The organism is Pantoea allii, from assembly GCF_002307475.1.
GTDB classification, from domain to species: domain Bacteria; phylum Pseudomonadota; class Gammaproteobacteria; order Enterobacterales; family Enterobacteriaceae; genus Pantoea; species Pantoea allii.
This window is the reverse complement of the sequence record NZ_NTMH01000040.1, coordinates 529,040-553,582: the sequence shown is the minus strand read 5'-3', so window position 1 is coordinate 553,582 and position 24,543 is coordinate 529,040. Positions and strand designations below refer to the sequence as shown.

Sequence of the window (24,543 nt, the reverse complement as noted above, 5' to 3'; positions counted from 1 at the left end):
TATTCCCATAAAAGAGGCGAGCTTACTGCTTTTACATTCACCGCTTAATGCCATATGTTTTTGATATTTATCAAATTTATAGCTGAAGCATCTTTCTTTCATGAAAAAAAGGACTGATTAACTATATCAAAATATCGCTAAAAACAATCTTTCATGGCCGATAGTATCAAACATAACCAGTTTGTTAATTTAATGTTAAAAATCACTGAGGCCATTTATGTCCATCCCAGGAAGCCATATCAATCCGCCCGCCAGACCACTGACACGCGCTGAACGTGAATCTTTCAGAGACGTTGTGACCCCACATCTCAGCGACAACATGTCGCGAAATATCGGTATTAGCGGTCTGCAGCGCTTCAATAAAACCGGAAAACTTATCGGTACCGCATTGACCGTAAAGGTGCGCGGCGGAGACAACCTTATGGTTTACCGGGCGATGACCATGATTGAAGAAGGCCATGTGCTGGTCATTGACGCACAAGGCGATACGAATAACGCCATCATCGGCGAGCTGATTAAACTTGAGTGTCTTCGCAAGGGATGCGCAGGATTTGTTGTCAATGGCGCCATCCGTGATGTTGCCTCTTTTGAACATACCCCTCTCTATGCAAAAAGCATCATTCACAAAGGACCTTTCAAAACCGGCCCCGGTGAAATAAACGTGCCTGTGAGCATCGGCGGTCAGGTTATCTGCCCCGGGGACATCATCATCGGGGACGAAGATGGCATCGTGAATTTTGCATACGAATTTAAGGATGAACTTCTTAGGCTGGCGGCAAAACATGCGCAGAAGGAAGAGGCTGTAAAGGAAATGATTGCTTCAGGCCAGGAAGATCAAACCTGGTACACAGACCTGCTTCGTGAAAAAGGATACCTGTGATGAAACTGAATCAGCGAGTGTCTCAACGATTAAAAAGCATCAAGCCATCACCCAGCATTGCCGCGAACGAGCTTGTCACTCAGTTGCGATCCGAAGGTTTTAATATTATCAATTTCACCATCGGAGAGCCTGATTTTGATACGCCCGAACATATTATCAAAGCGACCGTTGACGCCCTTAGAAACTCGGAAACGCATTACACTCCCGCAGCAGGAACGGTGGTTCTGCGTAAGGCAATCTGTGAAAAACTGGCGCGTGATAACGGGCTTCGCTATGAGTTAAACGAAATTGTCTGTGGTAGCGGCGGAAAGCACATCATTTTTCACGCTTTCGCTTCCACGCTGGATAAAAATGATGAAGTCATTATTCATGCTCCTTACTGGGTATCTTATCCGGACCTTGCCATTCTGAATGAAGGCACACCGGTTATCGTAGAGGGTGATGAATCCAATGACTTTAAGCTCACGGCTGAGCAACTGGAAGAGAGCATAACGGCAAACACCCGCTGGGTGGTGCTTAATTATCCGAACAATCCCACCGGTGCGGTATACCGTGCTGAAGAACTCATGGCGCTGGCCGACGTGCTGCGAAAATATCCTGACGTGCTGATTATGCTTGATGAGATATATGAGCACTTTGTATACGAAGACGCTACACACCTTTCACTGGCCGCTGTCGCGCCGGATCTGAAAGAGCGGATACTTATTATTAACGGCGCCTCAAAGGGATATGCAATGACCGGATGGCGTCTTGGATTTGGCGCGGGTCCACAGTGGCTGACCAGCGCTATTACCAAACTGATTTCCCAGACAACCACCTGCCCGAGTTCGGTAAGCCAGGCGGCTGCAGTCGCGGCGTTCGCAGGTGATCAGCAGCCCGTAAAGGAGATGCTCGCCATCTATACCGCGCGCAGAAAGCGCATTGTCGAACTGCTCAGCACTTTGCCAGGCCTTAGTTTTAACCCACCAGCAGGTGCATTTTACCTTTTCATTAATGTGTCCGGGCTGATCGGTAAAATAAAACCCAATGGAAGCCGTATAACCTCTGACGATGACGTCGTGGAGTATTTTTTACGTGACGCAGGCGTCGCAACCGTTACAGGCAAAGCATACGGGCTTTCTCCTTACTTACGCATTTCTTTCGCAAGTTCAGTTGACGTCATTGAAGAAGGATGCCGGCGACTCAAAACGGCCATTGCATTGCTTCGTTAGCAGATTCTTTATTATTAACCAACACCAGGTACGAACTAAATGAAAAAGCCAGGAATCCCCCTTGTATGGCAGATTGTTGTCGGCCTTGTGGCAGGCATTGTAATAGGTTACCTACTTAATCTATATCCCGCGCACAGTGCGTGGCTTATAGAACAGATATTTAAGCCTGCCGGCGATATTTTCATTAAATTAATGAAAATGATCGTTATTCCGGTTGTTTTTTCGTGCCTGGTGGTGGGTATCGCAGGCCATTCTGACAGTAAAGCGGTGGGAAGAATGGGCCTGAAAACCATTTTTTATTTCCTGTGCGTGACAACCACCGCCATTATCGTGGGCTTGATTGTAGGAAACATGGTGAAGCCCGGCGCAGGGGCCGACCTGTCTTCGATGGTGCAGCATCAGGTCAGTGTCGCTACGCCCGCGTCAGCGAATCATGGGCTTGGTCAGGTGATCCTGAGCATTATCCCTGAGAATATTGTTGATGCTATGGCCAAAGGCAATCTGTTGCCCGTGATCTTCTTTGCCGTCATGTTTGGCATTGGTATTGCCTCGCTTGAAAATGAAAAAAAGGCGAATGTGGTCAATTTCTTTTCTGCCATTGCTGATGGGATGTTCAAAGTTACAGGCATGATCATGGCCTATTCCCCTATCGGGATATTTGGCATGATAGCGGTAACGGTGACCGATTTCGGCGTCGCGTCTCTTCTGCCGCTGGTGAAACTGATTGCCACAACTTATATTACCGCCATTCTGTTTGTTATTATTGTTTTTGGACTCATCGCCCGATCCGTCGGCATTAATATTTTTACCATTATCCGCATTATCAAAGATGAATTGATACTTGCTTTTTCAAGCGCCAGCTCAACATCTGTTCTGCCACAGCTGATTCAGAAAACACAAAAGTTCGGCGTCGATAAAACGGTTTCAGGGTTTGTCATTCCTACGGGGTATTCATTTAACCTTGACGGTGCCTCTCTTTTCCTTGGCATCGGAACGCTGTTTATCGCGCAAATCTATGGCATTCACCTGACCCTTGCCGATCAGATGATGCTTGTTGTGACGATGGTCATCACCTCTAAGGGCGCAGCCGGTGTTCCTGGTTTTATGTTCGTCATTCTTTCCGCCACGCTCTCTAGTGCTGGTATCCCGTTAGAAGGTATTGCTTTCATTGCCGGCGTTTACCGCTTAATGGATATGCCTAATACGGCGCTTAACGTTCTGGGAAATACGCTGGCCCCTATTGTCATAGCCAAATGGGAAAACAAGTTCAGCGATAAACGCTACGCTGAAACTGTGAAACAACTTTAGATTTCAGTCTTTCAGACAGGTTTACGGCGTATTTTGCTAAGTAAACATTCATACATCGACGATAAAGAGGGAACGGCGTACAGCACAGACCTTAAATTAGCTCAAACTACGCCGTCAGCATTTACCGAATGGCCGGGCGATGCGGGTGCAGAACATTCCCTATAAAGGTTGTGTAACGCACCGCCCGGCACGCCTGTCAGTATGGCCGTCAGTTATCAGGACAGCAATTGACGGGAGCTTTGCCTTAATGGCATCCCTGAAAAGAAGGCATGTGTTTTTTGTTATCGATCCCTCAGGCATACACGCTCCTTCCAGTTAAAGCCTGACCCGCGGCGCAAAATGTAAGCGCCGCCGGCAGGTTCTGATAAGGGCAAAGACTTCACTTCTGAATCCAGTAAGGCCCCGGCCTGCCAAAGAGATATCCCTGTAGCAGAGGACATTCATATTTTCTGAGCCACTCAGCCTGTGCAGGTGTCTCCACGCCCTCTGCGGTAACTTCAACCTTTAGTTGACGACAAAGTGAAAGAACGGAACTGACGATAGCTGCCGCTCCGGCATCCCGGTGCAGGTCGCTGATAAATGACTTATCTATTTTTATCCTGCTGAAAAGTCCGGAGCTGAGGTGGCTCAGGGAAGAAAAACCGGTACCAAAATCATCCAGCACCATATCAATGCCTGTCTCCCTGAATTTCCGTATCACTTCATAACTGAACTCAGGGTTGTCGAACAGCGCGGACTCGGTAATTTCGAGTTCCAGCCTGTTGGGATGCAGCCCACTATGAATCAGGACGTTTTTCACTCTGTTCGCCAGTTGCGGGTCTCTGAACTGTCGGGGCGAAATGTTTACTGCCACCCGCGCCTGTCCCGACCAGCCTGCCATGTCAGTACAGGCACGCGTAAGCGCAAATGCGCCGATATCATGGATAAGTCCGGTTTTTTCAGCAAGCGGTATGAAAACGTCAGGCGGAACGCTTCCCCTTACAGGATGATGCCAGCGCAGCAGGGCTTCATATGACACGACTTCTTCACTTACGCTGCACACAACGGGCTGATAAAAAAGCTGAAGCTCACCGTTCTCCAGCGCACCACGCAGGTCGTTTTCCAGACTGAAGCGCTCTTTCGCTGAACTGGCAAGCTCATCTGTAAAGATGACCCAGCCGTTACGTCCGGCTGACTTGGCAGCATACAGGGCGATATCTGCTGCCGATAACATGCTTTCAGCATCCCGTGCGTAGCCCGGAAAAAGACATACTCCGAAGCTGCAACCCGACGTGACCTTGCGGCCTTTCAGCATGAAGGGTTCCTTCAGCACTGCGGTGAGGCGTGATACCGTTTCGCTTGCTTCTGCTGCTGAGCTTATGCCCGGTAAGACGGCAACAAACTCATCGCCGCCTGTGCGGGCCAGGATATCTTCAGGGCGCAGGACGGACTGAAGCCGCGCTGAAACATCAATAAGCAGTGCATCCCCTGTGGGATGGCCCAGAACGTCATTGATGCTTTTAAAGCGGTCAATGTCAGAGACCATGACGGCAAAGGGGCTGTCGCCACTCAGAAGCGTCTCCAGCCTGGGCATCAGGCCACGGCGGTTAAGCAGCCCTGTCAGTGGATCATGCAGTGCCAGGTGATTAGCCCTTGCCGCTGCCTGATACTCTGCGGTGACATCCAGTATGGTATAGAGAAGATAGTCCTCTCCTCCGCCCGAATTCAGCCTTTCTGCAGAAATCCGCAGTGAAAATTCCGGTGCGGTATCGTCTGAAGAGACAGTTTCACTGAACCCTTCATCGGGAAGGAGATCATAGGCTTGCCTGAACACAGCACTCAGATCGGCTGGCAGCGCCTCAGGGATACCGGTCAGGGTATTACCGCTCAATACCAGCGCCTGCAGATGGGGCGAATTCATGGCTGTCGGGTTCGCGCGTATTATGCCACCCGATTTTACGTCACACAGAATGAGGGCGCAGGGCGTGTGGCAGAACACAGCGTCGAGCACCTTATTGGTGTCTGATAACTCCGTTTCCCTTTTCTGGATAACCTGTTGAGCGATGCGTAGCGCCGCCCTTTCCTGATAATCATGCGAAACGTCCCGCACGATTTTAATAAAAGCAGCGTGTTCTTCCTCAGATGGGTTGAGAAATTCTATTTCGACTGATGCACGGAATGTGCTGCCGTTTTTCCGGAGGCGCCAGCCCTCGCCTGTAAACTTGCCATGCTCACGTGCATACCCCAGATCGGCCTCAGGTATGTTCCTGGCCTGTTCATCTTCATCGTAAAAAACCGAAATATGTTGCCCTCTGATATCACGGCTTTCCCAGCCCTTAATTTCACGGCATCCAAGGTTCCAGCTCATCACCTCTCCGGTTGAAGAAAGAAGGTATATTGCGCAAAGCGACGTTCTGGCCACGGCGGCCCCCAGTTGGTCATTGGTTACGGATTTCATGCGGCTGTCCTTGATGAGTTCATCGACCTGCTCAGAGATGATCCTGCCTGTAAAATGAGTATCGGCCTCGCTCACCTGATATCGAGAAACAATTTTGTAAAACTTTAGCCTGAAGCATAAAGACTACCGTTAATTCACTTCTGTTTAGCCTTAGCCAGTACCAGGCTTCATGACACCACCTATGGCTCTACCTGTCGGCACCTGCGCGATTGCTACAAACATACCTTCAAATTTTGGGTTTAAGCGCTTTTTATCTCTGAGTATGTAAATAATCGAATTACGCTTTTTAAGGCAACTGTTATGCATGCCCGTCATTTTGAGTAAATAACCCACTGTCAGGAACCCTGCACCGTTAATTAACACGGACTGACGTCAGGTACATCTGTGCCTGGTACACATCTGTATGACAAAACCATATTGATTATTCAGGATTTTTACGCTCTGCAAATGGCTTATGCGCTGAGCTGATGCCCTGGCCACAGGTTATGGCAGGACGGCCCGCCGAGTTCAGCCACACCGCTGCCATTTTGAGATTTTTCTGCCTTAAAGGCTATCCGGCTTAAATACTCACTTCACCTTTCAGAGGCAGCCCGGCGCCTGCCGGACCGGTGATGCAGAAGACAATGAGCATAAATAACGTCACCAGACTCAGACGAATTTGTTCCGGTACAGGTTAGATATCTAACAGGGCTGACCAGCCCCCGCCGATGAGCACATCCCGATTTGAGCAATATGCGCTTCTTGCTCATAGCGGACTTTCTGCTTAGTCCGCTCGTCTGCTTCGTGCCAGGAGTGCACAAGGTAGTTGTGAATTTTGATAACGCTACGACTGGCGTTCGCGCGCGAGGTGACAGGACCGATTAGCCCCCTGCTGGAGGCTGCTCTTAATGGAGGTTTTCTTTAGCGCTGGCGCAAGCTGTGGGGCGCTGAGAGTAAAGGTACTCATACAGCAGCAGCATGCCTACCGGATTACCTTCGAGATTTTCGAAATCAACATGCGTTTTCTCCAGAAGATACTTTCTCAAATCCTCTGGAGAGATATTTTTATGGGAAGCCAGTGCCCGGCACAGTTGTGTCACTATCTCGCATTTTACTGCATAGGGCACTTCAGGATTATAAATTTCCGGAACAGAGTGGGTCTGATTCATTAAAATACCCTCTATAAGCGCTTGAAATGACTAGAGAGGCCAGAGTGCACGCCGATGTGAGATAAGATATAGCAAGTATCGAACCTCGTGTAAATGATCAAACTTATTGCTGTCAGGTCCGGACTCAGGACCTGGCTAGTCATCGTTTTATACCATAGAGAAGGTGCAGTAAAAAAAGTAGCTTTTGAGGCTGATTGCCCGCTTTCCGCTCACAGCGGAGGGCCACCTGGAGCTATCTGATGTCCGCTGAGTGCCAGAAGCGGAAGTCACCTAAGTAATATGACTATGCAACGCCAGCGTGCTGTAGGCATATACATTACATCAGAGAAGTTTTGGCTGGTTCAAACCAGGCAGATCGTATTTCTGGCTCATCCGTCATGTTTTATTCATAGAACTCGTGCAAATTTGTCATTTTGAATGAAGGGAGCTTTAGGATGATTTATAAAGACATGGTGGTAAGAGATACTTTTGAGTTGGACAAGCTTTACGACGCTGTAGCCAAACCTTCCTTAATGAAAGTTACTGATCATATTCATCAGGCATACCGCCCTTTTATAGAGGCATCATCTTTTGTCGTCCTTGCAACTTCAGGGCCTCATGGGCTGGATATATCCCCAAGAGGCGATCCGGCCGGCTTTATGCATATTCATGATGCGAAAACCGTTTTTCTGCCTGACCGCCGGGGTAATAATCGTCTTGACAGTCTGCGTAATATTTTAACAGACAACAGAGTAGCGCTTCTCTTCCTGGTGCCGGGAATTGGAGAAACGATACGTTTAAACGGCACTGCTGAAATCTCAATAGACCCAACCCTACTGGAAAAATTTGAAATGAAAGGCCAGTTGCCTAAAACAGTGTTACGTATTTCAGTACAGAGTGTAATGTTTCAATGCAGTAGGGCTATCATCCGCTCGAAATTATGGGATCCTGCCATTCAGATTGACAGGAAAACCCTACCCAGCACTGGCACTATTCTGAAGATGATTTCACAATCAGAAATCGATGGAGATGCATACGATAAGGCCTTGCCGGACAGGCTGAAAAACACGCTTTATTGAACATTGACTAAAATTACCACTGGTGGATTCACTGATTTCACGGCAGGTCCGCATATTTACGTTCTGAACGGTAAGCGACGACAATAAGCCCCACCTCACTAAACTTACGCTTATCAGGCCGCCCTGGTGCCTTTCTCATCAGAAAGCACCCTTCCCCAACAAGTTAATCTACGAAACCGCGCTTCAATCTCCCTATCGCATGAAAAATCCATCCCACCCGCAATAAGGCTACCAATCCCATCAGTCAACGATAAACAGGGTTGCTCCCGCCGTGGTCGTTGAACGATGTGCTTCAGCATCGTCGGCAACCTGATAACTCACACCGGGCGTTAATACAAACGTCCGTCCGTCATCCAGCTCTGTCACCAGCTCCCCTTTCAGGCACAGAAGAATATGCCCTTTTATACACCAGTGATCGGCAACGTAGCCGGGGGAATACTCGACCATTCTGACCCGGATATCGCCAAACGTTGCCACGCGCCAGAGCGCGAATCCGCTTTCCCCCGGATGCCGTTCTTCCTCGATCTGTGACCAGTCGGTTATCCCAAAGGGGATGTTTTCCATCTTCATTTTTATGCCTTATTCGCGAGGTTGAGTGGCTTAACAAACTTAAACCTTAAAAATTAAAAACCTTTCTTATCTTTTCACTTAATAAAAACCCTCATTAATACTCATTTTTTTGCCTTCTCTTAATATTTCTTAAGAGATTTATTATTTACCTTAACAACCGCACGGAATTGCGCTGCGCTAACGTAACGATCTGGCGCAGCCCTTCCAATTATCCCCGCACATCCGGGTTGATCACATGGCTTGTATCACCCTCAAAAAAGCGCACCACGTTGTCGAACGCGGTTTTGAAATACAGCCTGTAACTGTCCTTCTCGACATAGCCGATATGCGGCGTGCAGAGCACATTGGACATCGATAATAACGGATGCGCCGGGTCGTAAATCGGCTCCGCCTCAAAGACATCAAGCGCCGCAAAGCCCGGATGGCCCTGCTGGAGCGCACTCAGCAACGCATCGGCGGCCACCAGCTCTGCCCGGCTGGTGTTCACAAACAGCGCATCGGGCTTCATCTGCAACAGATCGACGAGCGTAACGTTGCCCTGAGTTTCTGCCACTAAGCGCTGATGAACGGTTATCACATCGCTGGTGGCAAAAAACGCCTCACGGCTGGCAGGCACGATCAATCCCTCCTGCTGCGCTTCCTGCCTGGCGCGATCGCTGCCCCAGACCTGCACCTGCATACCAAAGGCGTTAGCGTAAGCCGCAATGCGCTTGCCGATTTTTCCGTAGCCCAAAATCCCTAACCTTTGATTGTGCACGCCCTGCCCCAGTTCCGCCTGCCAGTGTCCGGCGCGCATGGCGTTAACGGCCTGCACGAACTTTCTGCGGGCCGCCATGATCAACAGCCATGTCAGCTCCGCCGGGGCAACGGGCGAACCCACGCCTTCTACCACGGCAACGCCAGCCCGTGAACAGGCCGCGAGATCGATATTGCGGGCGATTTTGCCGGTCTGGCTGATGAGCTTCAGATTTGGCGTGCGCTGTAAAAAGGCGTCGTCGACGGTGGTGCGCTCACGGATCAGGATCAAGGCCTGGGCACTTGCCAGCGCGTCATCCGCGCCGGAATCCCGGCTGATATCCCCAACGGCAGTGCAGTGAAATTGGGGAAGGTTTTGCAGGCAGTCGAGGCCCGTCGTGACCAGCTGATAATCATCGGGAATGCAAACCTGTATCGTCATGGGAACGCGCCTTAAGAGTGGATTTGGCTTTTAACAACCGGGTGATAACTGCCCTACATCATTAAAACACCCTCCCGATGACGTCAATGTCCTTTCGCAGGATGCGCATCATCCGAATAGCTCACCGGCAACCAGAACATACCTGTGACGGCGCATGGCACGACGTGTACTGAAATGGGTAACGATTGCAGGCCGGGCAGTTCAGCCGTTTTCTTGCCCTTCCTCTGGTGAGTGACCTCACCCAAACGCAGCGCGTTAAAAAAATATCGAATAAAAATCCGCACAGATACGTTCACTCATCATAAACCTGACTGAGAGATCGCAAGCCATGATTCAAACACAAGCCAAAAAACCCCGACAGCGCTACGACAGCATGACCCTGGCGCTGCACTGGATTACCGCTGCCAGCGTCATCTTTTTGTTTGCCAGTGCGCACATCTGGGAATGGCTGGAGCGCGGGACACCGCTCCGCAAGGGATTACAGTCGGTGCATATTTCCTGCGGGATCATCCTGGCACTGGTGATGGTGGTCCGGCCGGTCTGGCGGCTGATGAGTCAACGCTCACCGCGTTACGCGATGCCTGCCGCGGCCATTTCTCGTCCGGCAAAATTCCTTTCACACTGCGTGCACGGTGCGCTCTATCTGCTGCTGTTCACACAAATTGTATTGGGCTTTATGTTTCGCTGGGCGCAGCAGGAACCCTTTGGTTTTTTTGGCCTGTTCGATCTGACCGGGCTGGTGCATGTCGATCCCCTGCTCAAACATGCCCTGGGGGAATTACACAACAATGTCGCCTGGGCGCTGATTATTCTGGCCTCGTTCCATGCGCTGGCCGCCCTTATCCACCACTACGTTTTACGCGATAACGTGCTACGCCGCATGCTGCCCGTTCGCACCTACCGTTAACTGGAGCACTACCATGAAAAACACCTCTTCACTGCTGCGTGCCACAGGCCGTAAGCTGCTGATTCCGGCCCTGCTGTTTGTTATCCATGCCAACCCGGCCCTGGCCGCAGGCGATGACAGCACCAACAGTAACATTCCCGACTGTCCGCGTGGGCAGGTTTACGACAGCAAGAGTAAACAGTGCGTTCCCGACAAGACGGCACGCCTGAGTGACGAAGACAAGACCAACTATGCCTATCATCTGGCAAAAAAAGGCGAATATCAGGCCGCACTGACGCTGCTGGATAGCCTGAAACAGCCCAATACCGCAGAAGCCTGGAATTACCGGGGTTATGCCACCCGAAAACTCGGGCGTACCGACGAAGGTATCGGGTATTATCAACGCTCGCTGGCGCTTAACCCGCGCTATGCGAAAGTGCGCGAATACCTGGGCGAGGCGTGGCTGATTAAAGGCCGGCCCGATCTGGCAAAAGCGCAGTTGAAAACCATCGCCAGCCTGTGCGGTACAGGATGCGAAGAGTATCGTGATTTGCAGGCCGCCATTGATGGTCATCCGGAATCCTGATACGTACCATGAGGACAGTCACATCACTACCAGCGAAGTTCGTCAGCAGCTTGCTGCCCATCTGACGCGCCTGTGGCGCTACGGGCTGGTGCTGTCCCGAAACCACGACGTTGCCGAAGAACTCGTGCAGTCTACCTGTGTTCGCGCGCTCGAAAAGAGCGCGCAGTTTACGCCAGGTACCCGGATAGATCGCTGGCTGTTCTCGATTCTTCACTCCATCTGGATTTCCGATCTACGCGCCCGCCGCGTGCGGTTAGGACAGGGTTTTGTGGAAAGCGATGACCTGCTGGCCCCTGATACGCAGGAACGTGACGATGAACGCCTGCATTTTCAGAAAATCATGCAGCGCGTCAGCGCATTGCCAGAAGCCCAGCGCAATACCGTATTTTTAGTGTATGTCGAAGGATTCACCTATCAGGAAGCCGCAGAAACGCTGGCCGTGCCCATCGGCACCATTATGAGCAGGCTGGCAACCGCGCGTTCGGCGCTGGCAAAATCATTTGATGCTCAGGCCGCTGCGAAGGAGAAACGCTCATGAACAGGCTGCATTTTTCGCCCCCTTACAGTGACGAAGCCTTAGTTGCCTGGCTGGATGGCGAGATGGACCCCGAGGATGCACGCCAGTTTGCGTCGCTGCTGGAAAACGATGCGGAGCTGGCTGAACGCGTTGGTGAACTGATGAAAAGCCAGCTCGACTTTGACGCGGCCTTTGCGCCCTTACTGGATAAGGCACCGGAAGCCAAACTGCAGCGCCAGCTCGACACGCTATTAGCCGCGCCAGGGCAGGAACCCGCTGCTGCTGCCGTTGCCGCCACATCGGGCGTCAGCCGTCGTTCGCTGATTGCGGCCTCGCTGAGTTTTCTGGTGATCGGATCGGGCCTGGGCTACCTTGCTCGCCCGGCTAAAACCAGGCTGAGTGAGAGCGAGAAAATTCGCGATCTCGAAGCGCAGTACATGTCACTGTACAGCGCAGAAACCCTGCTGGATGCGGATAACTCCCCTGCCGCGCTGCAGCATGGCCTGGCGCGAACGGCGCAGGACATTGGCCTGCGTCTTCATGCCCGGCAGCTTGCCTTGCCGGATGCGGAATTAAAGATGGTGCGCATGCTGCGCTATGACAGCACGTCCATTGCACAGATTGCGTGGATTCATGCGGAATACGGCCCGATGGCGCTGTGCATTTCCCCGGACGAGCAGCCTGCCACGAGCGGCCTGCAGCGTGAACAGCGCCATGATATGCGCCTGGTCTGGTGGCATCATGGCGGCTACCAGTTTGTTCTGATAGGCCGCAACCCGGACGGGGAACTGGCCGCCAGTGCTGACGCCCTGAAAAAATCCCTCAACGCTTAACGGCCAGCGGCCTTGCTGTCTGTAACGCCGTTTCACGGCACGTGGCTGGCCTCTGCCTGGATATCAATATTGATGGTCACCGTATCATCCACCAGCGCGGTAAAGCGATCCATATGGTAGGCCGAGCGGGAAATCGTGGTCATCGCATGCAGTGATATCCTGTCCTCGCTCTGCGCAGTGCGATCGTGCTCTTCCATCGTGGCCTCCAGAATCACCGGCCGCTGCACGTCCTTGACCGATAACGAACCAAAAATTCTGAAATGGCCGTTGCCCTGCGCCACGATCCGGCTGCTGGTAAAAACGATATTGGGATAGCGCGGCGCATCAAAAAACATGCTGCTTTTCAGTTGATATGTCAGCAGATTGTTTGAGGCGATCAGCGTGGAGACTGGAATACTGACCTTCACATGATTATCCATTTCATTCGTCGGATTCAGCGCGACCTCGCCGGTCACGCCCGTTAATTTCGCATGTGAAATACCGCCAAAGGCGCGCCATGACAGCCCTATCGCGGTGTCAGGGGTGGAAATCGTGTAATAAAGTGAGGCGGCGTGGGATAACGGACTCAGCAGCAACCCAGCAACCAGAAAAGTAACAGCGCGCGTCATAACGGGATTCTCCAGTGAACAGACAACGCATAAACGCGCCAGGTAACAACTTTATTCGATTAATACTTACAGTTATATAACATTCATGGGGATGGGGATCTCGCCCGGATGTGGAAACGGCATGATGGTGTAAGAGGTGGACTTAGCATGCTGGGGAGATGAGCGGCTTTTACTGATGCTGGCGCGCGAGCGCCGTTCAGCTTATCGCGGGCTGGAGGGGGGAGTTTGCTGCTCCCCACATCCTGAAAGTGGATGCCGCTGTTCCTCGCTTGTGATAAGAAATAAAAATAACCTGTGCACGGGAGATTTAATATGTATCTGGATGATATTCCTTTACATTTTCGGCAGCATAAAAATTTTTATCTGATTGCCCCTGACATGAGCCGTACAGAAGAAATGCAGCAGAAACTGAATGCGTTCAGTTCTCTTCATCATGAATTCTTGCTCTGGTCTCCGGGATTTCATTCTCTTGATTCTGTTAAGAAAAACATGGCGGAGGCGGCTGATAATTTTCTGAATGACAGAGAAGAATATAAATTTTTAATTATTGATCGTCAGTCAGATGAACTCGTGGGCTGTATTAGCTTATTCATCAGAAATCGCGCGATTCCTTACTATGAAATCGGCTACTGGCTCGCTACCGATGTGTTGGGGAAAGGCATAATGTCTGAAGCATGCAAACAGGTCACAAACATGGCCTCAGCATTTTTGCAGGCAAAGAGACTCGAAATTCGTACGGCAGGACGTAACCTGCGCAGTCAGTCGGTTGCGTTGAAATGTGGTTTCAAACGTGAAGCCACTCTCGTGAACGAGCGCCTCGATGGCCTGGGGAGGATTGACGATACCTTTATCTACAGATATGACTGTTGACTCAAACCGCAACGCTCTCAGATCGGGCTCTTGCGCCTTATCACCTTTCAGGACGGCGACTTTTTGTTGCCGGAATTGCGTTTGATCTTGTCTCTGTCATGTACAGTTTCACTGTAAATTACCCCGAATACAGGGATGCGGGTTTGGCTTTGATTTATGCGCGGTTGGGACAATCTTGAGATTGTTATCTTGCTCTACCACCCGGAAGGTCGAGACATAGGCTTTTCTTGTAGCCTTTTTATTCTCATCCTCTGCTTTTTATTTACTTCAATATAAGTGAAATATTCTTGCCCGTTTTCAAATCTAAATTTTGCAGGCTGAATACAAAAAAGACCTGCTTTTGGTTGTTTTTCAGCCGGGAAAATGACCTGCTTATTATACGTCAGTGCTGATACAACGTCTTCGCAATACCAGTCCCGGAAATAAAGCTCGCCGTCAGGACTCATTGTGGTATTTCTTCCCTGAAGTTTGAAGGGAAAGTCACTGGCATGATGAATCCAGACGCGAGGATAAACGATGGAAGGACTAAAAACCGATCTTGCCAACGCTATCTCACCCAGTGTCATAAGCCTCTGACGCCCTTCATTATCGCTCCTGCAATCCTCCATAATTTTTCGTTTCACACGCTTAATGAGAGTTTCCGACTGGCAGCGTCTTAAGAGAACGTCCCCGATTCCTAACCTTTCGTGGACTTTAGCAAAAACAGCCAGCGTCTCTGAGATTCATCACTCTCTTCCAGCAGCGCGTTTCGGATAGCCGTTCAGCCTTCTGAACGTTCAAATAGACAGAAAAATAAAGGGTTTGCAAAATCCATTTCGCTGTGTCTTAATAGCGCATCGGTTTGGAACACAGACCTTATGAAGCAGTTTTAGTAAAGCAGTCCTCAGTTAAAGCGTTATCCAAAGATACCTTTCTTCGAGAGCCTCCTCCTAAGTGCCCAATAAGTAAATCTCAATGACAGGCCATAACCGCCGCACCTAGTGGCTCATCAATTAAGGAAATATCTATGTCTAACAAAATGACTGGTTTAGTAAAATGGTTCAACTCAGATAAAGGTTTTGGCTTCATTACTCCAGACGACGGTAGCAAAGATGTATTCGTACACTTTTCTGCTATCCAGAGTGATAACTACAAAACGCTTGATGAAGGACAGAAAGTTTCCTTCACCATTGAAAATGGCGCTAAAGGTCCTGCAGCTGGCAACGTTACGCCGCTCTAACCTGCCTTCGTTATCAGCGGCGCTGACAACCGCGAGAAAGACACTGGTCTGCTCAGAACAGCTCTGCCGATAACAAAAAAACCCGCCTTGTGCGGGTTTTTTATTGCCTTGATGTCGTCCGCCCTCTGTTCTGCTTGTCCCCGCGGTCATCATTTAGCAGGCAATCCTGTAGGTAACATTCACGCCATTCCCCATCCCGTCATCTGGTAATGTCCTGCCCTACTCGTGTTCTTGTTTTTCTCACCATCGCCCTTACCGGTCCAGGCAGGATTAACAGAGATCGCTTTATAAAGCGGTATCTTCCGGGCATGCGCCATCACCCCGTAAGCGGCACGAAGCTGTCCAGAACAGTAACCGATTTTCATGACCAGGCCAGACGAGCAGCCAGCCGGATGAATCAGATGTCCTGAGGTGCGATAACATTGTGCGCATAAGGAATCAGGCGACTCTGCCGCCTGACATAGTGAGACCAGGATTCTCCGGCAGGCTCGGGATAACGTCTGTGTCTCATTGCCCTGAGCGTTTCGGCTATCAATCCCACTGATGCAGGATGATCGTATACGCACAGTGGTGATACATCCGTCCGGCAGGTGTGGATACGTAAACATGCCCCGTCCTGTTCACATTTCACCCAGTCATCCATGGTCAGCGCCACCACATCAGTGGTGTCCCTGTTCACCCTGCGAATGTAAAGCAGGGTGCCGCGATCGGTGTCCACGCCAAAATACTGACCTCGTTTTGTATCTACCACCTGATGCGCACGTGGGCTGAAACGATGGGGACAACTCAGAAGCGCAACCATGTGGCCGAGCACCTTACGGTGACGTAATTTGCTTAATCCGGCTGAAATCAGCGGCACGGCAAAGGCAACCCAGATGGCAACGAAAAGCGACAGCGTCAGATAATCACCTTTCCTGAGCAGTGACGGGATAATGAATACTGAAGGTAAAGTGATTAACAACGCGCAGGGAAAACACGTCATCATGTAGATCCTGAATACCTTTTGCCATAGGGGCTCTTTAACAGGATTTACCCTTTCAACCTGACTCATTATGACCTCTTCTACACCTGTCAAATTGTTCGCCGGGTTACCTAACGCCCGGCAGAGAGAGTTCGGGATACTGTGAGCCAGAAACCACATCGTCTGGCCGCTTCATCACACGCCGGGAGCACGGAATGAAGCCTGACTGAGTCACTCACTGCCAACAACAGTCTCCGTATTAACAAAACGCTGCACTGCTGTCACCCTTTGACAGCTGAGCATTCAGATCATCGGCGCTTTCCACGGGCGAAAAACCACCGGCACCCGAATCGGGTCATTCTGCCCTGCTCCTGTTTCCAGGCTACGACCAGTAGCGTTTTCATGGTGATGATTTTTCCATATATTTTTCCAGATACGCAATATAACTTTCTTATTTCGTCCTTAACCGATGTCAATGAAAGGCGATAAGTCCCCGGCTGAAGAAAATAATGAGCGACGCACTGGAATGCCGGCTTCTGAAAGAATTTGATTGATGTCAAAAAAGCATCCGCCATTTTTCAGTGACGTTCGCTCTGGCCCACAGAAATAAAACATTGGGAGCATTCTTAAAGGGAGGTTTTCTATGTCACTGATAATTTAAACATGTTTTTAAAAACAGTATTGACTCGGAGAATAAAACCCGTAGATTAGGTTCCTAACAGCACAGAGAAACGAGCATCATTGTTGTACTAATTGGGGTAAGCCATTTTGCATTAAAGGCCATGAAGTCTGTAGTTTGGGATGCAGTTCGCTTTAAGGCCATGTAGTGACAGTGCTGTGCAGCAAAATGGTAGTAAAAGCGCGACGATGTAAGGCCTTGATTTACCCATCTCGTTGCTTCCCTGGATTCAGGTGAAAGCAACTGTAGTCAGGCAACGCATCAAAGAGTATATGTCGCGATGGGGAATGTACTTGTTTAAGACGCCATGCTTTAGTCATTAATAAAGATGGCAAGTGATATACCAGGATAACTAATGGGAGGTCTTCACGTTTTAATGCCCAATATTATCTGTAGCAAACGGGTGCATTTATACGCAGTATAAATTGCAGTAGTCATTTAGTAAGTTCATTAATGTCAAATCTGAAGTCTGAAGTACCTTAAAAGCCCTGACTGCAATGGTCAGGGCTTTTAACATTTCTCAGGATAGTAACCTCATCCATTTACAACCCGGCGCAGGTTTACATCAGCACCCTCGTAAAAAACGCTCAGGTGCGCGCCTTGAATATGCTTATAGCGCGAACAGCGTGATCCCCCAGACAGAATAAATCTCAGGATGCCGACCTTCCTCCTGACCTTTTTAAAAAGCTCTACAACAGTATTTTCAATAAGCTGCATGGCTGTAAGTGAGCGCATAGCTTGCTCACTCACGGATAAACTGCGCTTCGCACTGGCGGGCAATCTCCCACAGTCTGTTACGAATGACCTGCTTAAGTTGCAGCGTGGACTGCGATTGGGGGCAATCACGACGGCTGATCAGCATGACTTCAAACGGCAACGGTTGTGCGACAGGGAGCAATTTTAACTGTCCGGCATAACGGCAAGCCGTGAACAGATCCACGACACCCACGCCACCGCCCGCCAGTACCATATCCGCAATCACCGAGTAGGTTTTAATCGACAGCGACACGGCGGGATTCAGTTTTTTATCGCGCAGCGCACGGTGCAGTACGCGCCCAAGCGGGTCCTGTGTCTGCATCATCAGCAGGTTATTACTGCATAACCATTCCAGCGTAACAGGTTCGTGCTGGGGATGATTAAGTGGCAGCAGCGCCACCATCGAAGACTGAAACAGCGGTTCGGCCAGCAGATCGGCGTCCACCTGCTGACCAAAGACCAGCGCGAAATCCAGCTGATTATCCAGAATCATCTGGCACAGGGTATTAAAGTGCTCCGTGACCAGTTCGACACTGACCGAGGCCACCTGTTGCCGCCAGGTGACCAGGGCGGGAGCCAGTACCATTTGACCAAAAGCGTGAGCCGCACCGACGCGGACTGTCTGTCCTTCGCCGCGCCGCAGTTGTTCGGTGAGTTGGGTGATGGATTGTAAGCGTTGGTAGAGATCTTCCACCTCCGGCAGCAGCCGTCGCCCTTCTGCCGTGACGCTCATGCCCTGTATACGCCGTTCGAACAGCGCAAATCCCAGTTGCTGTTCCGCGTGATTCAGCACCCGGCTGACATTCGGTTGCGACACGTTAAGCAAGCGCGCGGCTGCGCTAATGCTGCCGGTCTGAACGATGGCCTGAAAGACTTCTATGTGGCGGAGCCGCATCATTATTTACCCTAAGTGGATTCATCTGCCCGCAGGCCGTTGTCAGAAGCCTTTATTAACTGTTCGCGCGCAGAACCGCCAATGTCTGAATCACAGTGTACACCTGTAACATTGTTTATCTCGTCAGGCCTACCGGCAAACCGGACCGGCGCGCTCTGTTACGCGGTTCTCCGTTCCCTGCCCTGGATGGCGCGCAATCAAATGTGTCGTGATCGCGGCATGGCAATCCCTGCTCTGTTCCTGCTTTATTGCAAAAATTGTACCGTAACGCTGGCGAAGCTACTGACTGTCGCCTTTAGCTGCCGATCGGGGTGATGTTGCCTGTATGCGCGGAAAATAATGGGGAAAGGGAGCCAGACCGGGCCGGTTTTTGCCCATCCCGGCCGACCGCACCCGTGTTGGCAATCTGGCAGGACAGGTATTCGCACCACGAGGGTGCAACGAAAGGCGCATGGCGGGAGCAACGGTGTTCAGGCGCTGTTGTGCTGCAGCGTGGCTGGCCCGGCGGTCATCCGCGTGTGCGCGTGATTAGCAGGCACGGCCTGGCGGTCGCCAGACCGTGGGGTTGCAGGAAACAGTCCAGGTGAGCGCCAGAGGGACGAACATCGTCTCTGCCCTGACGTCACGAACATCCTTCTCTACGATTGGGTACTCGCCAGATAAGAAAACGCGCTGAGCAGGCTGATCACCGTATCCATTCGCTCCGCCTGATATTCCACAGTCACCGCATCAATGCGCGTAACGCCCGGAATCAGGCTAAACAGATCGGCCAATACGGGTTTGCTGGCCTGAAGCTGCATGCAATAAGGTGCCGTCAGGCGCGTCGTGCTGACCGAAGGTTGCTGTTGTAGCGCAGCCCTTGCAGCGGCGCATATCGCACGTTGTGCCGCTTTGGGACTGATGGACTCCGCGCAGGTATGGGAAATAGCGCGTTTTACACAGACATAATCAACCGTGGGATAAAATTCTGCTATCCAGTGCTGGAGCTGATCGTCGCCCGTGACCAGCAACAGTGGCGTGCCATGCTCGGCGGCGGCGGCGGCATAAATGTCGGTTTCCCCCATCACCAGGCCATTGATATGGATACGCCAGAATGCACGGCCATTAATGGTGTGCGCCAGTACGCCAGATTCGCCTGCCGCGCTGTGATAGCCCACCAGAAATAATCCATCGAAGGTTTGCTGCTCTATCCCTTCAACCATCGAAAGGCCGCGAGGTTTGCCCTGCACCAGTCGGGCGCGCGGGTCAATATTTTCCGCACGCAGATTGGTCATTTGCGCATGGCTGTCGGCAACCACCACCTCCGTTGCGCCCCCCGCGAACGCCCCCTCAATCGCAGCATTCACTTCCTGTTCCATCAGTCCCCGGGCCAACTGATATTCCGGGTTGCCAGGCGTGCATTGCTCCGGGCGCATCACGCCCGCAATACCTTCAATATCAGCAGAGATAAAAATTTTCATGCGGTTAATTTATCCAGAATCTGAGTCAGTGAGGGGCGATGGTGACCACGAAAGCCGGTAACAGCCTCCGCGCTCAACAACGCATCCAGTACAGCCTGTTCGGTTGCATCGGCGGCGGCGGCAAGCAGCGGCTCCAGCGTGTCGTCCTGCGGCGGTTGCGGCAGAGGGTACGTTGAAAATGCCAGCGCAATATCACCCGATCCATGGCCCCAGTAACTGCCCAGCCGTCCAAGGCCGGCACCGGCACGCTTCGCGATGCGCTTCAACTGGCGCGCATCCAGCGGCGCATCCGTGGCCATAATCACAATGACAGAACCGGCATCACGCTGCGGTGCGTCACCCGCCAGTAGCGGCGCAATCCTTTCACCCAGCCGCACACCGTCAAGCGTGAGTGCGCTAAGCGTGCCAAAATTCGCCAGCACCAGCACCCCGAGCGTTGCGTTGAGCGACGGAATAACACGCGAGGCCGTGCCAATCCCGCCCTTAAGGTTAAAACAGCTCATTCCGCGCCCAGCACCGACGCTGCCGCGCGCAAAGTCTGCCGCAGCCGTGTGCAGCGCCTCCTGCGCCATCGCCTCGCTGATGGCCAGCGCCTGGATATCATTGAGCCAGCCATCGTTGCACTCCAGCGCCAGGGGATTCACCGTGGGTAACGTCCGCCCCAGCTCCGGATTACGACTAATGGCATCCCGTACCAGCGTGGTAAACAGGGTGCCCACCGCCAGCGTGTTACTGAGCAAAATCGGCGTCTGCAACACACCAAGCTCTTCGACCTGGACCAGCCCGACCGGTTTCGCAAAGCCGTTCAGGACGTCGGCCCCGCATGGCAACGGCGTGAGAAACAGATTGTCGCCCGGCGGTACGATAGCCGTTACGCCAGTCTGCCTCTCTCCGTCATTCAGCGTGTAATGTCCAACGCGCACACCAGCAACATCGCTGATTCGATTGGTGGGCCCACATGCGCTGCGCGGCTGCCCTAACGTTCGCGCATTACGCCAGCGATCCAGCAGCAGATCGCACTGCAATCGTTGAAAATCCATGGTTAGCCCTTGAGTTTCGGGTCGAGCGTGTCGCGCAGCGCGTCTCCGAGCAGGTTAAACGCCAGCACGGTGATAAAAATCGCCAGTCCCGGAAACACGCTCATGTGCCATGCGCCCGCCATCATCATGCTACGGCTCATTGCCAGAATATTACCCCATTCAGGGACATCCGGTTCCGGCCCAAGGCCAATAAAGCTTAAGCCCGCCGCGGTGAGGATACTGGTGCCAATGCGCATAGTGAAATAGACAATCACGCTGGAAAGCGTGCCGGGCAGAATATGGCGCAGGATAATGATTCTGTCTGGTGCACCGGCACAGCGCACGGCTTCAACATAGGCAGCCTGTCTTAATGAGAGCGTTGAAGCACGTACAATACGGGCAAACACGGGAACGCTAAATACCGCGACCGCGATAATCACATTGTTCAGGCCCGTACCAAGAAGCGCCACCACCGCAATGGCCAGCAACATGCCTGGGAACGCGAACAACACGTCGGCACCACGCATGATCAGCATATCAACCCAACCGCCGTAATAGCCTGCCAGTAAACCCAATACGACCCCGACAATCATGCCAAGCGTCACGGACAACACGCCAACATAGAGTGAGATTCGCGCCCCATAGATAATGCGACTGAGCAGGTCGCGCCCCAGTTCGTCGGTTCCCATCCAGTGTGCGGCGCTGGGCGGCGACGATAACGCCATCCAGTCCGGTGCCATCGGGTCCCAGGGTGCCAGCCAGGGGGCAAAGATCGCCACCAGGATCAGCAGCAGCACAAATCCGCCCGAAACCAGCGCCAGAGGGTTACGCACAAAGGCATGCAGGAAATCACGCCACGGCGAACGGATGACCTGAGGCGGGTTTTCAGTCAGCGATTGCATACTCATCTTGGCTCCTGTCGCAGACGAATGGCCGGATTGACGACCGCATACAGCAGATCGACCAGCAAATTAATCACAATAAATTCGAACACGAACAGCATCACCAGCGCCTGAATGACCGGTTGATCCTGCGCCTTGATCGACTCAATCAACAGCCAGCCTAACCCCGGCCAGTTGAAGACGCTTTCCACGACAATGGAGCCGCCCAGCAGAAAACCGAACTGCAAACCCAGCATGGTAATCACCGGGATGAGTGCATTGCGCATCACATGTTTCCACGTCACCAGGCGGTTACGCAGTCCCTTGGCTCTTGCGGTGCGCACGTAATCTTCCTGCGCCACTTCAAGAAAGGCCGAGCGGGTAAACCGCGCCATTACCGCCGCCACAGAAGCCCCCAGCGTAATGGCAGGCAGGACAATATCGCTGGCCTTGTTAAAGCCGCTGACGGAAAACACCCCAAAGGGCATCGCGACGAACTGGATAAGCAACAGCCCCAACCAGAAAGCGGGCATGGAAATACCGCCAACCGCCATGCTCATCAGCGTCCAGTCTTGCCATTTACCCCGCTTCAGTGCCGCCAGCACGCCAAGTATCAGGCCGAGAATCACGGACCAGGCGAAACCCGCTAAGGCCAGCCACAGGGTTGGCATGAAGCCCTGCTTAATCACCTGCAGCACCGGTTGCTGGGTTCGGTACGTCGTGCCCAGATCGCCATGCAACAGGCTATCGATCCAGTGGACATACTGCTGCGGTAGAGAATCGTTCAGCCCGAGATGCTGTCGCGCCGCTTCGACGGCCTCAATGGGCGCATCCGGTCCCGCGTAGATGCGCGCCGGGTCGCCCGGCAGCAGCTTGATAAAACCGAAAACCAGCAGCGAGACCACCAGCAAAACCGGGATCATCTCCAGTAATCGGCGAATGATGTATGCAAACATGCCATTCCTTGAAATGAGGTGCGACGGGCACCCTCAGGTTCCTTGCCCGCACAGGGCAAAGAACCTGAGGCGATCCGCGTCTTATTTAAACGACGCCTGAGTGAAGAGCAAATTGCCATCCGGCAGCATCGAAACGCCGTTCAGGGTGCTGCGTTTGCCAACCAGATTGTCGGGTGTGCCAAGGAAGGCCACTGGTGCATCCTTCCATAACAGCGTCTGCGCTTGCGCATAGGCAATGCCACGCTTTGCCGGATCGGCCGTCGCCAGCCCGGCGGCAATCGCTTTATCGACATCAGGATTGCTGAAATAAGAGACATTGTACGAGGTGGGCACCCAGGATTCTGTGGCAAACAGCGGACGCAGCGCCCAGTCGGCATCGCCTGTGGACGTCGACCAGCCGCCATAATAGAGGTCAAACTCTGCCTTTTTCGGGTCCTGTACGCCCCACAGCTTAGCGTTGCGCGTCCCCGAATCCATTGGTGTCACCGTGGCACGAATGCCCACCGTGGCCAGTTGCGCTTTCAGCACCTGAGCGGCGCGCACGCTGGCCGTGGCATTGGTGACCCAGAGCTTAAGGTCCAGGCCATCAGGATAGCCCGCCGCTTTCAGCAACGCTTTGGCCTTGTCCGGTGCATAGTGGTAATCCGGATCGGTTTGTTTCTGATAGAACTGAACCCCTTCCGGCATCGCGGATGTGGCCGGTTTGCCCAAACCGGCAAAGGCCACCTTCAGCCACAGATTACGGTCAATTGCATAGTTGATTGCCTGACGCACGCGAACATCCGCCAGCGGCTTGTGCTGCGTGTTAATCGCCATGTAATAAAGATAAATGCTGGGATCGCGCTGAATCGAAAGCTTGCTGTCTTGCTTCACGGCAGCGATCAGATCGGAAGGCAACGGCCAGATGGCATCCACCTGACCCGATTTTAACGCTGCCACCCGTGTGGCATCTTCCGGGCTGGGTGAAAAGATGACATGGTCGACTTTTGGCCATCCCTGCTGCCAGTAACCGTCATACTTCGCCAGCGTCACCGCTTTGCCCGGTGTCCAGTTAACAAATTTAAACGGGCCGGTTCCCACCGGATGCAGTCTAAGTTGAGCTTCGTCCGGATACTGCTTCAGAATCGACGGGCTCCACATCACCGCAGAAGGATGCGCCAGCGTGTTGATAAAGGCACCAAACGACTGATTAAGATCGATTTTGACCTGGTCGGGTGCCAACACCGTGACCTTGGCGATCATTTTGTACAGGCTGTTGCGCTTGAGCCCTTTTTTCTGGTCGGCGAGGCGATCAAGATTGGCTTTGACGGCGTCGGCATCAAACGGCGTACCGTCCTGGAAGGTAACGCCTTTACGCAGCGTCAGCGTAAATTCCGTTGCACTGTCGTTGGAGGTATAACCGGTCGCCAGCCAGGGCTGCAGCTTCATGTGGGCATCAAACTGGAACAGGCGCTCAAAGATGCCGCTCTGCACCGAGTAGCTGACATTATCGGAGGTATCGTGCGGGTCCAGTCCCGTAATATCGGCATACATTGAAATACGCAGATCCTGGGCCTGCGCAGTCATGACCAGCGTCGTCGTCAATGCGAGGGCGAGCGAAGTACGGCGAAACAGTGTTTTCATAAAAT

At 52.2% G+C, this 24,543-nt stretch carries 24 protein-coding genes; 10 read left to right on the top strand and 14 right to left on the bottom strand.

Annotated elements, in window-relative coordinates; translation table 11 throughout:
- Positions 1-217: 217 nt before the first annotated feature.
- The 3 genes from CMR03_RS19750 to CMR03_RS19740 are packed head-to-tail and all read left to right on the top strand — an operon-like array spanning position 218 to position 3,399.
- Positions 218-880 (top strand): RraA family protein, encoded by a 663-nt coding sequence (locus tag CMR03_RS19750; RefSeq protein ID WP_096012419.1) that lies wholly within the window; start codon positions 218-220, stop codon positions 878-880.
- Positions 880-2,091 (top strand): aminotransferase class I/II-fold pyridoxal phosphate-dependent enzyme, encoded by a 1,212-nt coding sequence (locus CMR03_RS19745; protein WP_096012418.1) that lies wholly within the window; start codon positions 880-882, stop codon positions 2,089-2,091. Before CMR03_RS19750 ends, CMR03_RS19745 begins: the two co-directional genes overlap by 1 nt.
- A 39-nt stretch (positions 2,092-2,130) precedes the next feature.
- Entirely contained in the window at positions 2,131-3,399 is a 1,269-nt protein-coding gene (locus tag CMR03_RS19740; protein ID WP_096012417.1) for a cation:dicarboxylate symporter family transporter, read from the top strand.
- A gap of 379 nt (positions 3,400-3,778) precedes the next feature.
- On the opposite strand, the gene CMR03_RS19735 is transcribed toward CMR03_RS19740, so the two are convergent.
- Both CMR03_RS19735 and CMR03_RS25305 read right to left on the bottom strand, forming a co-directional pair.
- Complete coding sequence (locus tag CMR03_RS19735; protein WP_063879208.1) at positions 3,779-5,836, bottom strand: sensor domain-containing protein; 2,058 nt, start codon at positions 5,834-5,836, stop codon at positions 3,779-3,781.
- An 884-nt stretch (positions 5,837-6,720) separates the two neighbouring features.
- The gene (locus CMR03_RS25305; protein ID WP_158086992.1) at positions 6,721-6,984 is read right to left on the bottom strand and encodes a hypothetical protein; all 264 of its coding nucleotides are present in this window, start codon (positions 6,982-6,984) and stop codon (positions 6,721-6,723) included.
- A gap of 434 nt (positions 6,985-7,418) precedes the next feature.
- On the opposite strand from CMR03_RS25305, the gene CMR03_RS19725 reads away from it, so the two are divergent.
- Complete coding sequence (locus tag CMR03_RS19725; protein ID WP_063879205.1) at positions 7,419-8,042, top strand: pyridoxamine 5'-phosphate oxidase family protein; 624 nt, start codon at positions 7,419-7,421, stop codon at positions 8,040-8,042.
- 240 nt (positions 8,043-8,282) lie between these two features.
- Here the strand turns inward: CMR03_RS19725 and CMR03_RS19720 are convergent, their stop codons facing one another.
- Together CMR03_RS19720 and CMR03_RS19715 are read right to left on the bottom strand one after the other, a co-directional pair.
- Positions 8,283-8,612: a DHCW motif cupin fold protein gene (locus tag CMR03_RS19720; RefSeq protein WP_063879204.1), complete on the bottom strand. Its 330-nt coding sequence runs from the start codon at positions 8,610-8,612 to the stop codon at positions 8,283-8,285.
- A 208-nt stretch (positions 8,613-8,820) separates the two neighbouring features.
- The gene (locus CMR03_RS19715; RefSeq protein ID WP_063879199.1) at positions 8,821-9,789 is read right to left on the bottom strand and encodes a D-2-hydroxyacid dehydrogenase family protein; all 969 of its coding nucleotides are present in this window, start codon (positions 9,787-9,789) and stop codon (positions 8,821-8,823) included.
- A 328-nt stretch (positions 9,790-10,117) separates the two neighbouring features.
- Here CMR03_RS19715 and CMR03_RS19705 point away from each other — a divergent pair, with 328 nt between their 5' ends.
- The 4 genes from CMR03_RS19705 to CMR03_RS19690 are packed head-to-tail and all read left to right on the top strand — an operon-like array spanning position 10,118 to position 12,611.
- The gene (locus CMR03_RS19705) at positions 10,118-10,696 is read left to right on the top strand and encodes a cytochrome b (protein WP_096012414.1); all 579 of its coding nucleotides are present in this window, start codon (positions 10,118-10,120) and stop codon (positions 10,694-10,696) included.
- A 13-nt stretch (positions 10,697-10,709) separates the two neighbouring features.
- A complete protein-coding gene (locus CMR03_RS19700) occupies positions 10,710-11,261 on the top strand; it encodes a tetratricopeptide repeat protein (RefSeq protein WP_096012413.1) in 552 nt (183 codons plus the stop codon).
- The gene (locus tag CMR03_RS19695; RefSeq protein ID WP_096012412.1) at positions 11,242-11,799 is read left to right on the top strand and encodes a sigma-70 family RNA polymerase sigma factor; all 558 of its coding nucleotides are present in this window, start codon (positions 11,242-11,244) and stop codon (positions 11,797-11,799) included. Before CMR03_RS19700 ends, CMR03_RS19695 begins: the two co-directional genes overlap by 20 nt.
- The gene (locus CMR03_RS19690; protein ID WP_096012411.1) at positions 11,796-12,611 is read left to right on the top strand and encodes an anti-sigma factor family protein; all 816 of its coding nucleotides are present in this window, start codon (positions 11,796-11,798) and stop codon (positions 12,609-12,611) included. Before CMR03_RS19695 ends, CMR03_RS19690 begins: the two co-directional genes overlap by 4 nt.
- Before the next feature lie 32 nt (positions 12,612-12,643).
- Here the strand turns inward: CMR03_RS19690 and CMR03_RS19685 are convergent, their stop codons facing one another.
- Positions 12,644-13,219, bottom strand: coding sequence for a YceI family protein (locus CMR03_RS19685; RefSeq protein WP_096012410.1), 576 nt, complete (start codon positions 13,217-13,219; stop codon positions 12,644-12,646).
- A 312-nt stretch (positions 13,220-13,531) separates the two neighbouring features.
- Here CMR03_RS19685 and CMR03_RS19680 point away from each other — a divergent pair, with 312 nt between their 5' ends.
- Complete coding sequence (locus CMR03_RS19680; protein WP_096012409.1) at positions 13,532-14,089, top strand: GNAT family N-acetyltransferase; 558 nt, start codon at positions 13,532-13,534, stop codon at positions 14,087-14,089.
- Positions 14,090-14,283: 194 nt separating this feature from the next.
- Here CMR03_RS19680 and CMR03_RS19675 read toward each other — a convergent pair whose 3' ends face one another.
- Positions 14,284-14,655: a hypothetical protein gene (locus CMR03_RS19675; protein WP_096012408.1), complete on the bottom strand. Its 372-nt coding sequence runs from the start codon at positions 14,653-14,655 to the stop codon at positions 14,284-14,286.
- Between the two features lie 440 nt (positions 14,656-15,095).
- Between CMR03_RS19675 and cspE the strand changes: the two genes are divergently transcribed.
- Complete coding sequence (gene cspE, locus CMR03_RS19670; protein WP_063879191.1) at positions 15,096-15,308, top strand: transcription antiterminator/RNA stability regulator CspE; 213 nt, start codon at positions 15,096-15,098, stop codon at positions 15,306-15,308.
- Positions 15,309-15,487: 179 nt separating this feature from the next.
- On the opposite strand, the gene CMR03_RS19665 is transcribed toward cspE, so the two are convergent.
- From CMR03_RS19665 to CMR03_RS19630, 8 genes are all read right to left on the bottom strand, one after another.
- The gene (locus CMR03_RS19665) at positions 15,488-15,673 is read right to left on the bottom strand and encodes a hypothetical protein (protein ID WP_096012407.1); all 186 of its coding nucleotides are present in this window, start codon (positions 15,671-15,673) and stop codon (positions 15,488-15,490) included.
- Positions 15,674-15,705: 32 nt separating this feature from the next.
- Positions 15,706-16,359 carry a plasmid IncI1-type surface exclusion protein ExcA gene (excA, locus tag CMR03_RS19660; protein ID WP_257469620.1) on the bottom strand — a complete coding sequence of 218 codons (654 nt, stop codon included), beginning with the start codon at positions 16,357-16,359 and terminating at the stop codon, positions 15,706-15,708.
- Between the two features lie 1,331 nt (positions 16,360-17,690).
- Positions 17,691-18,599, bottom strand: a complete 909-nt coding sequence (locus CMR03_RS19655; RefSeq protein ID WP_096012532.1) for a LysR family transcriptional regulator — start codon at positions 18,597-18,599, stop codon at positions 17,691-17,693.
- A gap of 638 nt (positions 18,600-19,237) precedes the next feature.
- Positions 19,238-20,059 (bottom strand): M55 family metallopeptidase, encoded by an 822-nt coding sequence (locus CMR03_RS19650; RefSeq protein ID WP_096012405.1) that lies wholly within the window; start codon positions 20,057-20,059, stop codon positions 19,238-19,240.
- On the bottom strand, positions 20,056-21,099 hold the full coding sequence (locus CMR03_RS19645) for a DmpA family aminopeptidase (protein ID WP_096012404.1): 1,044 nt from the start codon (positions 21,097-21,099) through the stop codon (positions 20,056-20,058). Before CMR03_RS19645 ends, CMR03_RS19650 begins: the two co-directional genes overlap by 4 nt.
- 2 nt (positions 21,100-21,101) lie before the next feature.
- Positions 21,102-21,986 carry an ABC transporter permease subunit gene (locus CMR03_RS19640; protein ID WP_063879186.1) on the bottom strand — a complete coding sequence of 295 codons (885 nt, stop codon included), beginning with the start codon at positions 21,984-21,986 and terminating at the stop codon, positions 21,102-21,104.
- On the bottom strand, positions 21,983-22,915 hold the full coding sequence (locus CMR03_RS19635) for an ABC transporter permease subunit (RefSeq protein WP_096012403.1): 933 nt from the start codon (positions 22,913-22,915) through the stop codon (positions 21,983-21,985). Before CMR03_RS19635 ends, CMR03_RS19640 begins: the two co-directional genes overlap by 4 nt.
- An 81-nt stretch (positions 22,916-22,996) precedes the next feature.
- Positions 22,997-24,538 carry a glutathione ABC transporter substrate-binding protein gene (locus CMR03_RS19630; RefSeq protein ID WP_096012402.1) on the bottom strand — a complete coding sequence of 514 codons (1,542 nt, stop codon included), beginning with the start codon at positions 24,536-24,538 and terminating at the stop codon, positions 22,997-22,999.
- Positions 24,539-24,543 lie beyond the last annotated feature (5 nt).

Bases quoted from the DNA above. Each gene is read 5' to 3' on its own strand.
- CMR03_RS19750 (WP_096012419.1), top strand. From the start codon at position 218: ATGTCCATCCCAGGAAGCCATATCAATCCGCCCGCCAGACCACTGACA.
- CMR03_RS19745 (WP_096012418.1), top strand. From the start codon at position 880: ATGAAACTGAATCAGCGAGTGTCTCAACGATTAAAAAGCATCAAGCCA.
- CMR03_RS19740 (WP_096012417.1), top strand. From the start codon at position 2,131: ATGAAAAAGCCAGGAATCCCCCTTGTATGGCAGATTGTTGTCGGCCTT.
- CMR03_RS19735 (WP_063879208.1), bottom strand. From the start codon at position 5,836: ATGAAATCCGTAACCAATGACCAACTGGGGGCCGCCGTGGCCAGAACG.
- CMR03_RS25305 (WP_158086992.1), bottom strand. From the start codon at position 6,984: ATGAATCAGACCCACTCTGTTCCGGAAATTTATAATCCTGAAGTGCCC.
- CMR03_RS19725 (WP_063879205.1), top strand. From the start codon at position 7,419: ATGATTTATAAAGACATGGTGGTAAGAGATACTTTTGAGTTGGACAAG.
- CMR03_RS19720 (WP_063879204.1), bottom strand. From the start codon at position 8,612: ATGAAGATGGAAAACATCCCCTTTGGGATAACCGACTGGTCACAGATC.
- CMR03_RS19715 (WP_063879199.1), bottom strand. From the start codon at position 9,789: ATGACGATACAGGTTTGCATTCCCGATGATTATCAGCTGGTCACGACG.
- CMR03_RS19705 (WP_096012414.1), top strand. From the start codon at position 10,118: ATGATTCAAACACAAGCCAAAAAACCCCGACAGCGCTACGACAGCATG.
- CMR03_RS19700 (WP_096012413.1), top strand. From the start codon at position 10,710: ATGAAAAACACCTCTTCACTGCTGCGTGCCACAGGCCGTAAGCTGCTG.
- CMR03_RS19695 (WP_096012412.1), top strand. From the start codon at position 11,242: ATGGTCATCCGGAATCCTGATACGTACCATGAGGACAGTCACATCACT.
- CMR03_RS19690 (WP_096012411.1), top strand. From the start codon at position 11,796: ATGAACAGGCTGCATTTTTCGCCCCCTTACAGTGACGAAGCCTTAGTT.
- CMR03_RS19685 (WP_096012410.1), bottom strand. From the start codon at position 13,219: ATGACGCGCGCTGTTACTTTTCTGGTTGCTGGGTTGCTGCTGAGTCCG.
- CMR03_RS19680 (WP_096012409.1), top strand. From the start codon at position 13,532: ATGTATCTGGATGATATTCCTTTACATTTTCGGCAGCATAAAAATTTT.
- CMR03_RS19675 (WP_096012408.1), bottom strand. From the start codon at position 14,655: ATGACACTGGGTGAGATAGCGTTGGCAAGATCGGTTTTTAGTCCTTCC.
- cspE (WP_063879191.1), top strand. From the start codon at position 15,096: ATGTCTAACAAAATGACTGGTTTAGTAAAATGGTTCAACTCAGATAAA.
- CMR03_RS19665 (WP_096012407.1), bottom strand. From the start codon at position 15,673: ATGAAAATCGGTTACTGTTCTGGACAGCTTCGTGCCGCTTACGGGGTG.
- excA (WP_257469620.1), bottom strand. From the start codon at position 16,359: ATGAGTCAGGTTGAAAGGGTAAATCCTGTTAAAGAGCCCCTATGGCAA.
- CMR03_RS19655 (WP_096012532.1), bottom strand. From the start codon at position 18,599: ATGCGGCTCCGCCACATAGAAGTCTTTCAGGCCATCGTTCAGACCGGC.
- CMR03_RS19650 (WP_096012405.1), bottom strand. From the start codon at position 20,059: ATGAAAATTTTTATCTCTGCTGATATTGAAGGTATTGCGGGCGTGATG.
- CMR03_RS19645 (WP_096012404.1), bottom strand. From the start codon at position 21,099: ATGGATTTTCAACGATTGCAGTGCGATCTGCTGCTGGATCGCTGGCGT.
- CMR03_RS19640 (WP_063879186.1), bottom strand. From the start codon at position 21,986: ATGAGTATGCAATCGCTGACTGAAAACCCGCCTCAGGTCATCCGTTCG.
- CMR03_RS19635 (WP_096012403.1), bottom strand. From the start codon at position 22,915: ATGTTTGCATACATCATTCGCCGATTACTGGAGATGATCCCGGTTTTG.
- CMR03_RS19630 (WP_096012402.1), bottom strand. From the start codon at position 24,538: ATGAAAACACTGTTTCGCCGTACTTCGCTCGCCCTCGCATTGACGACG.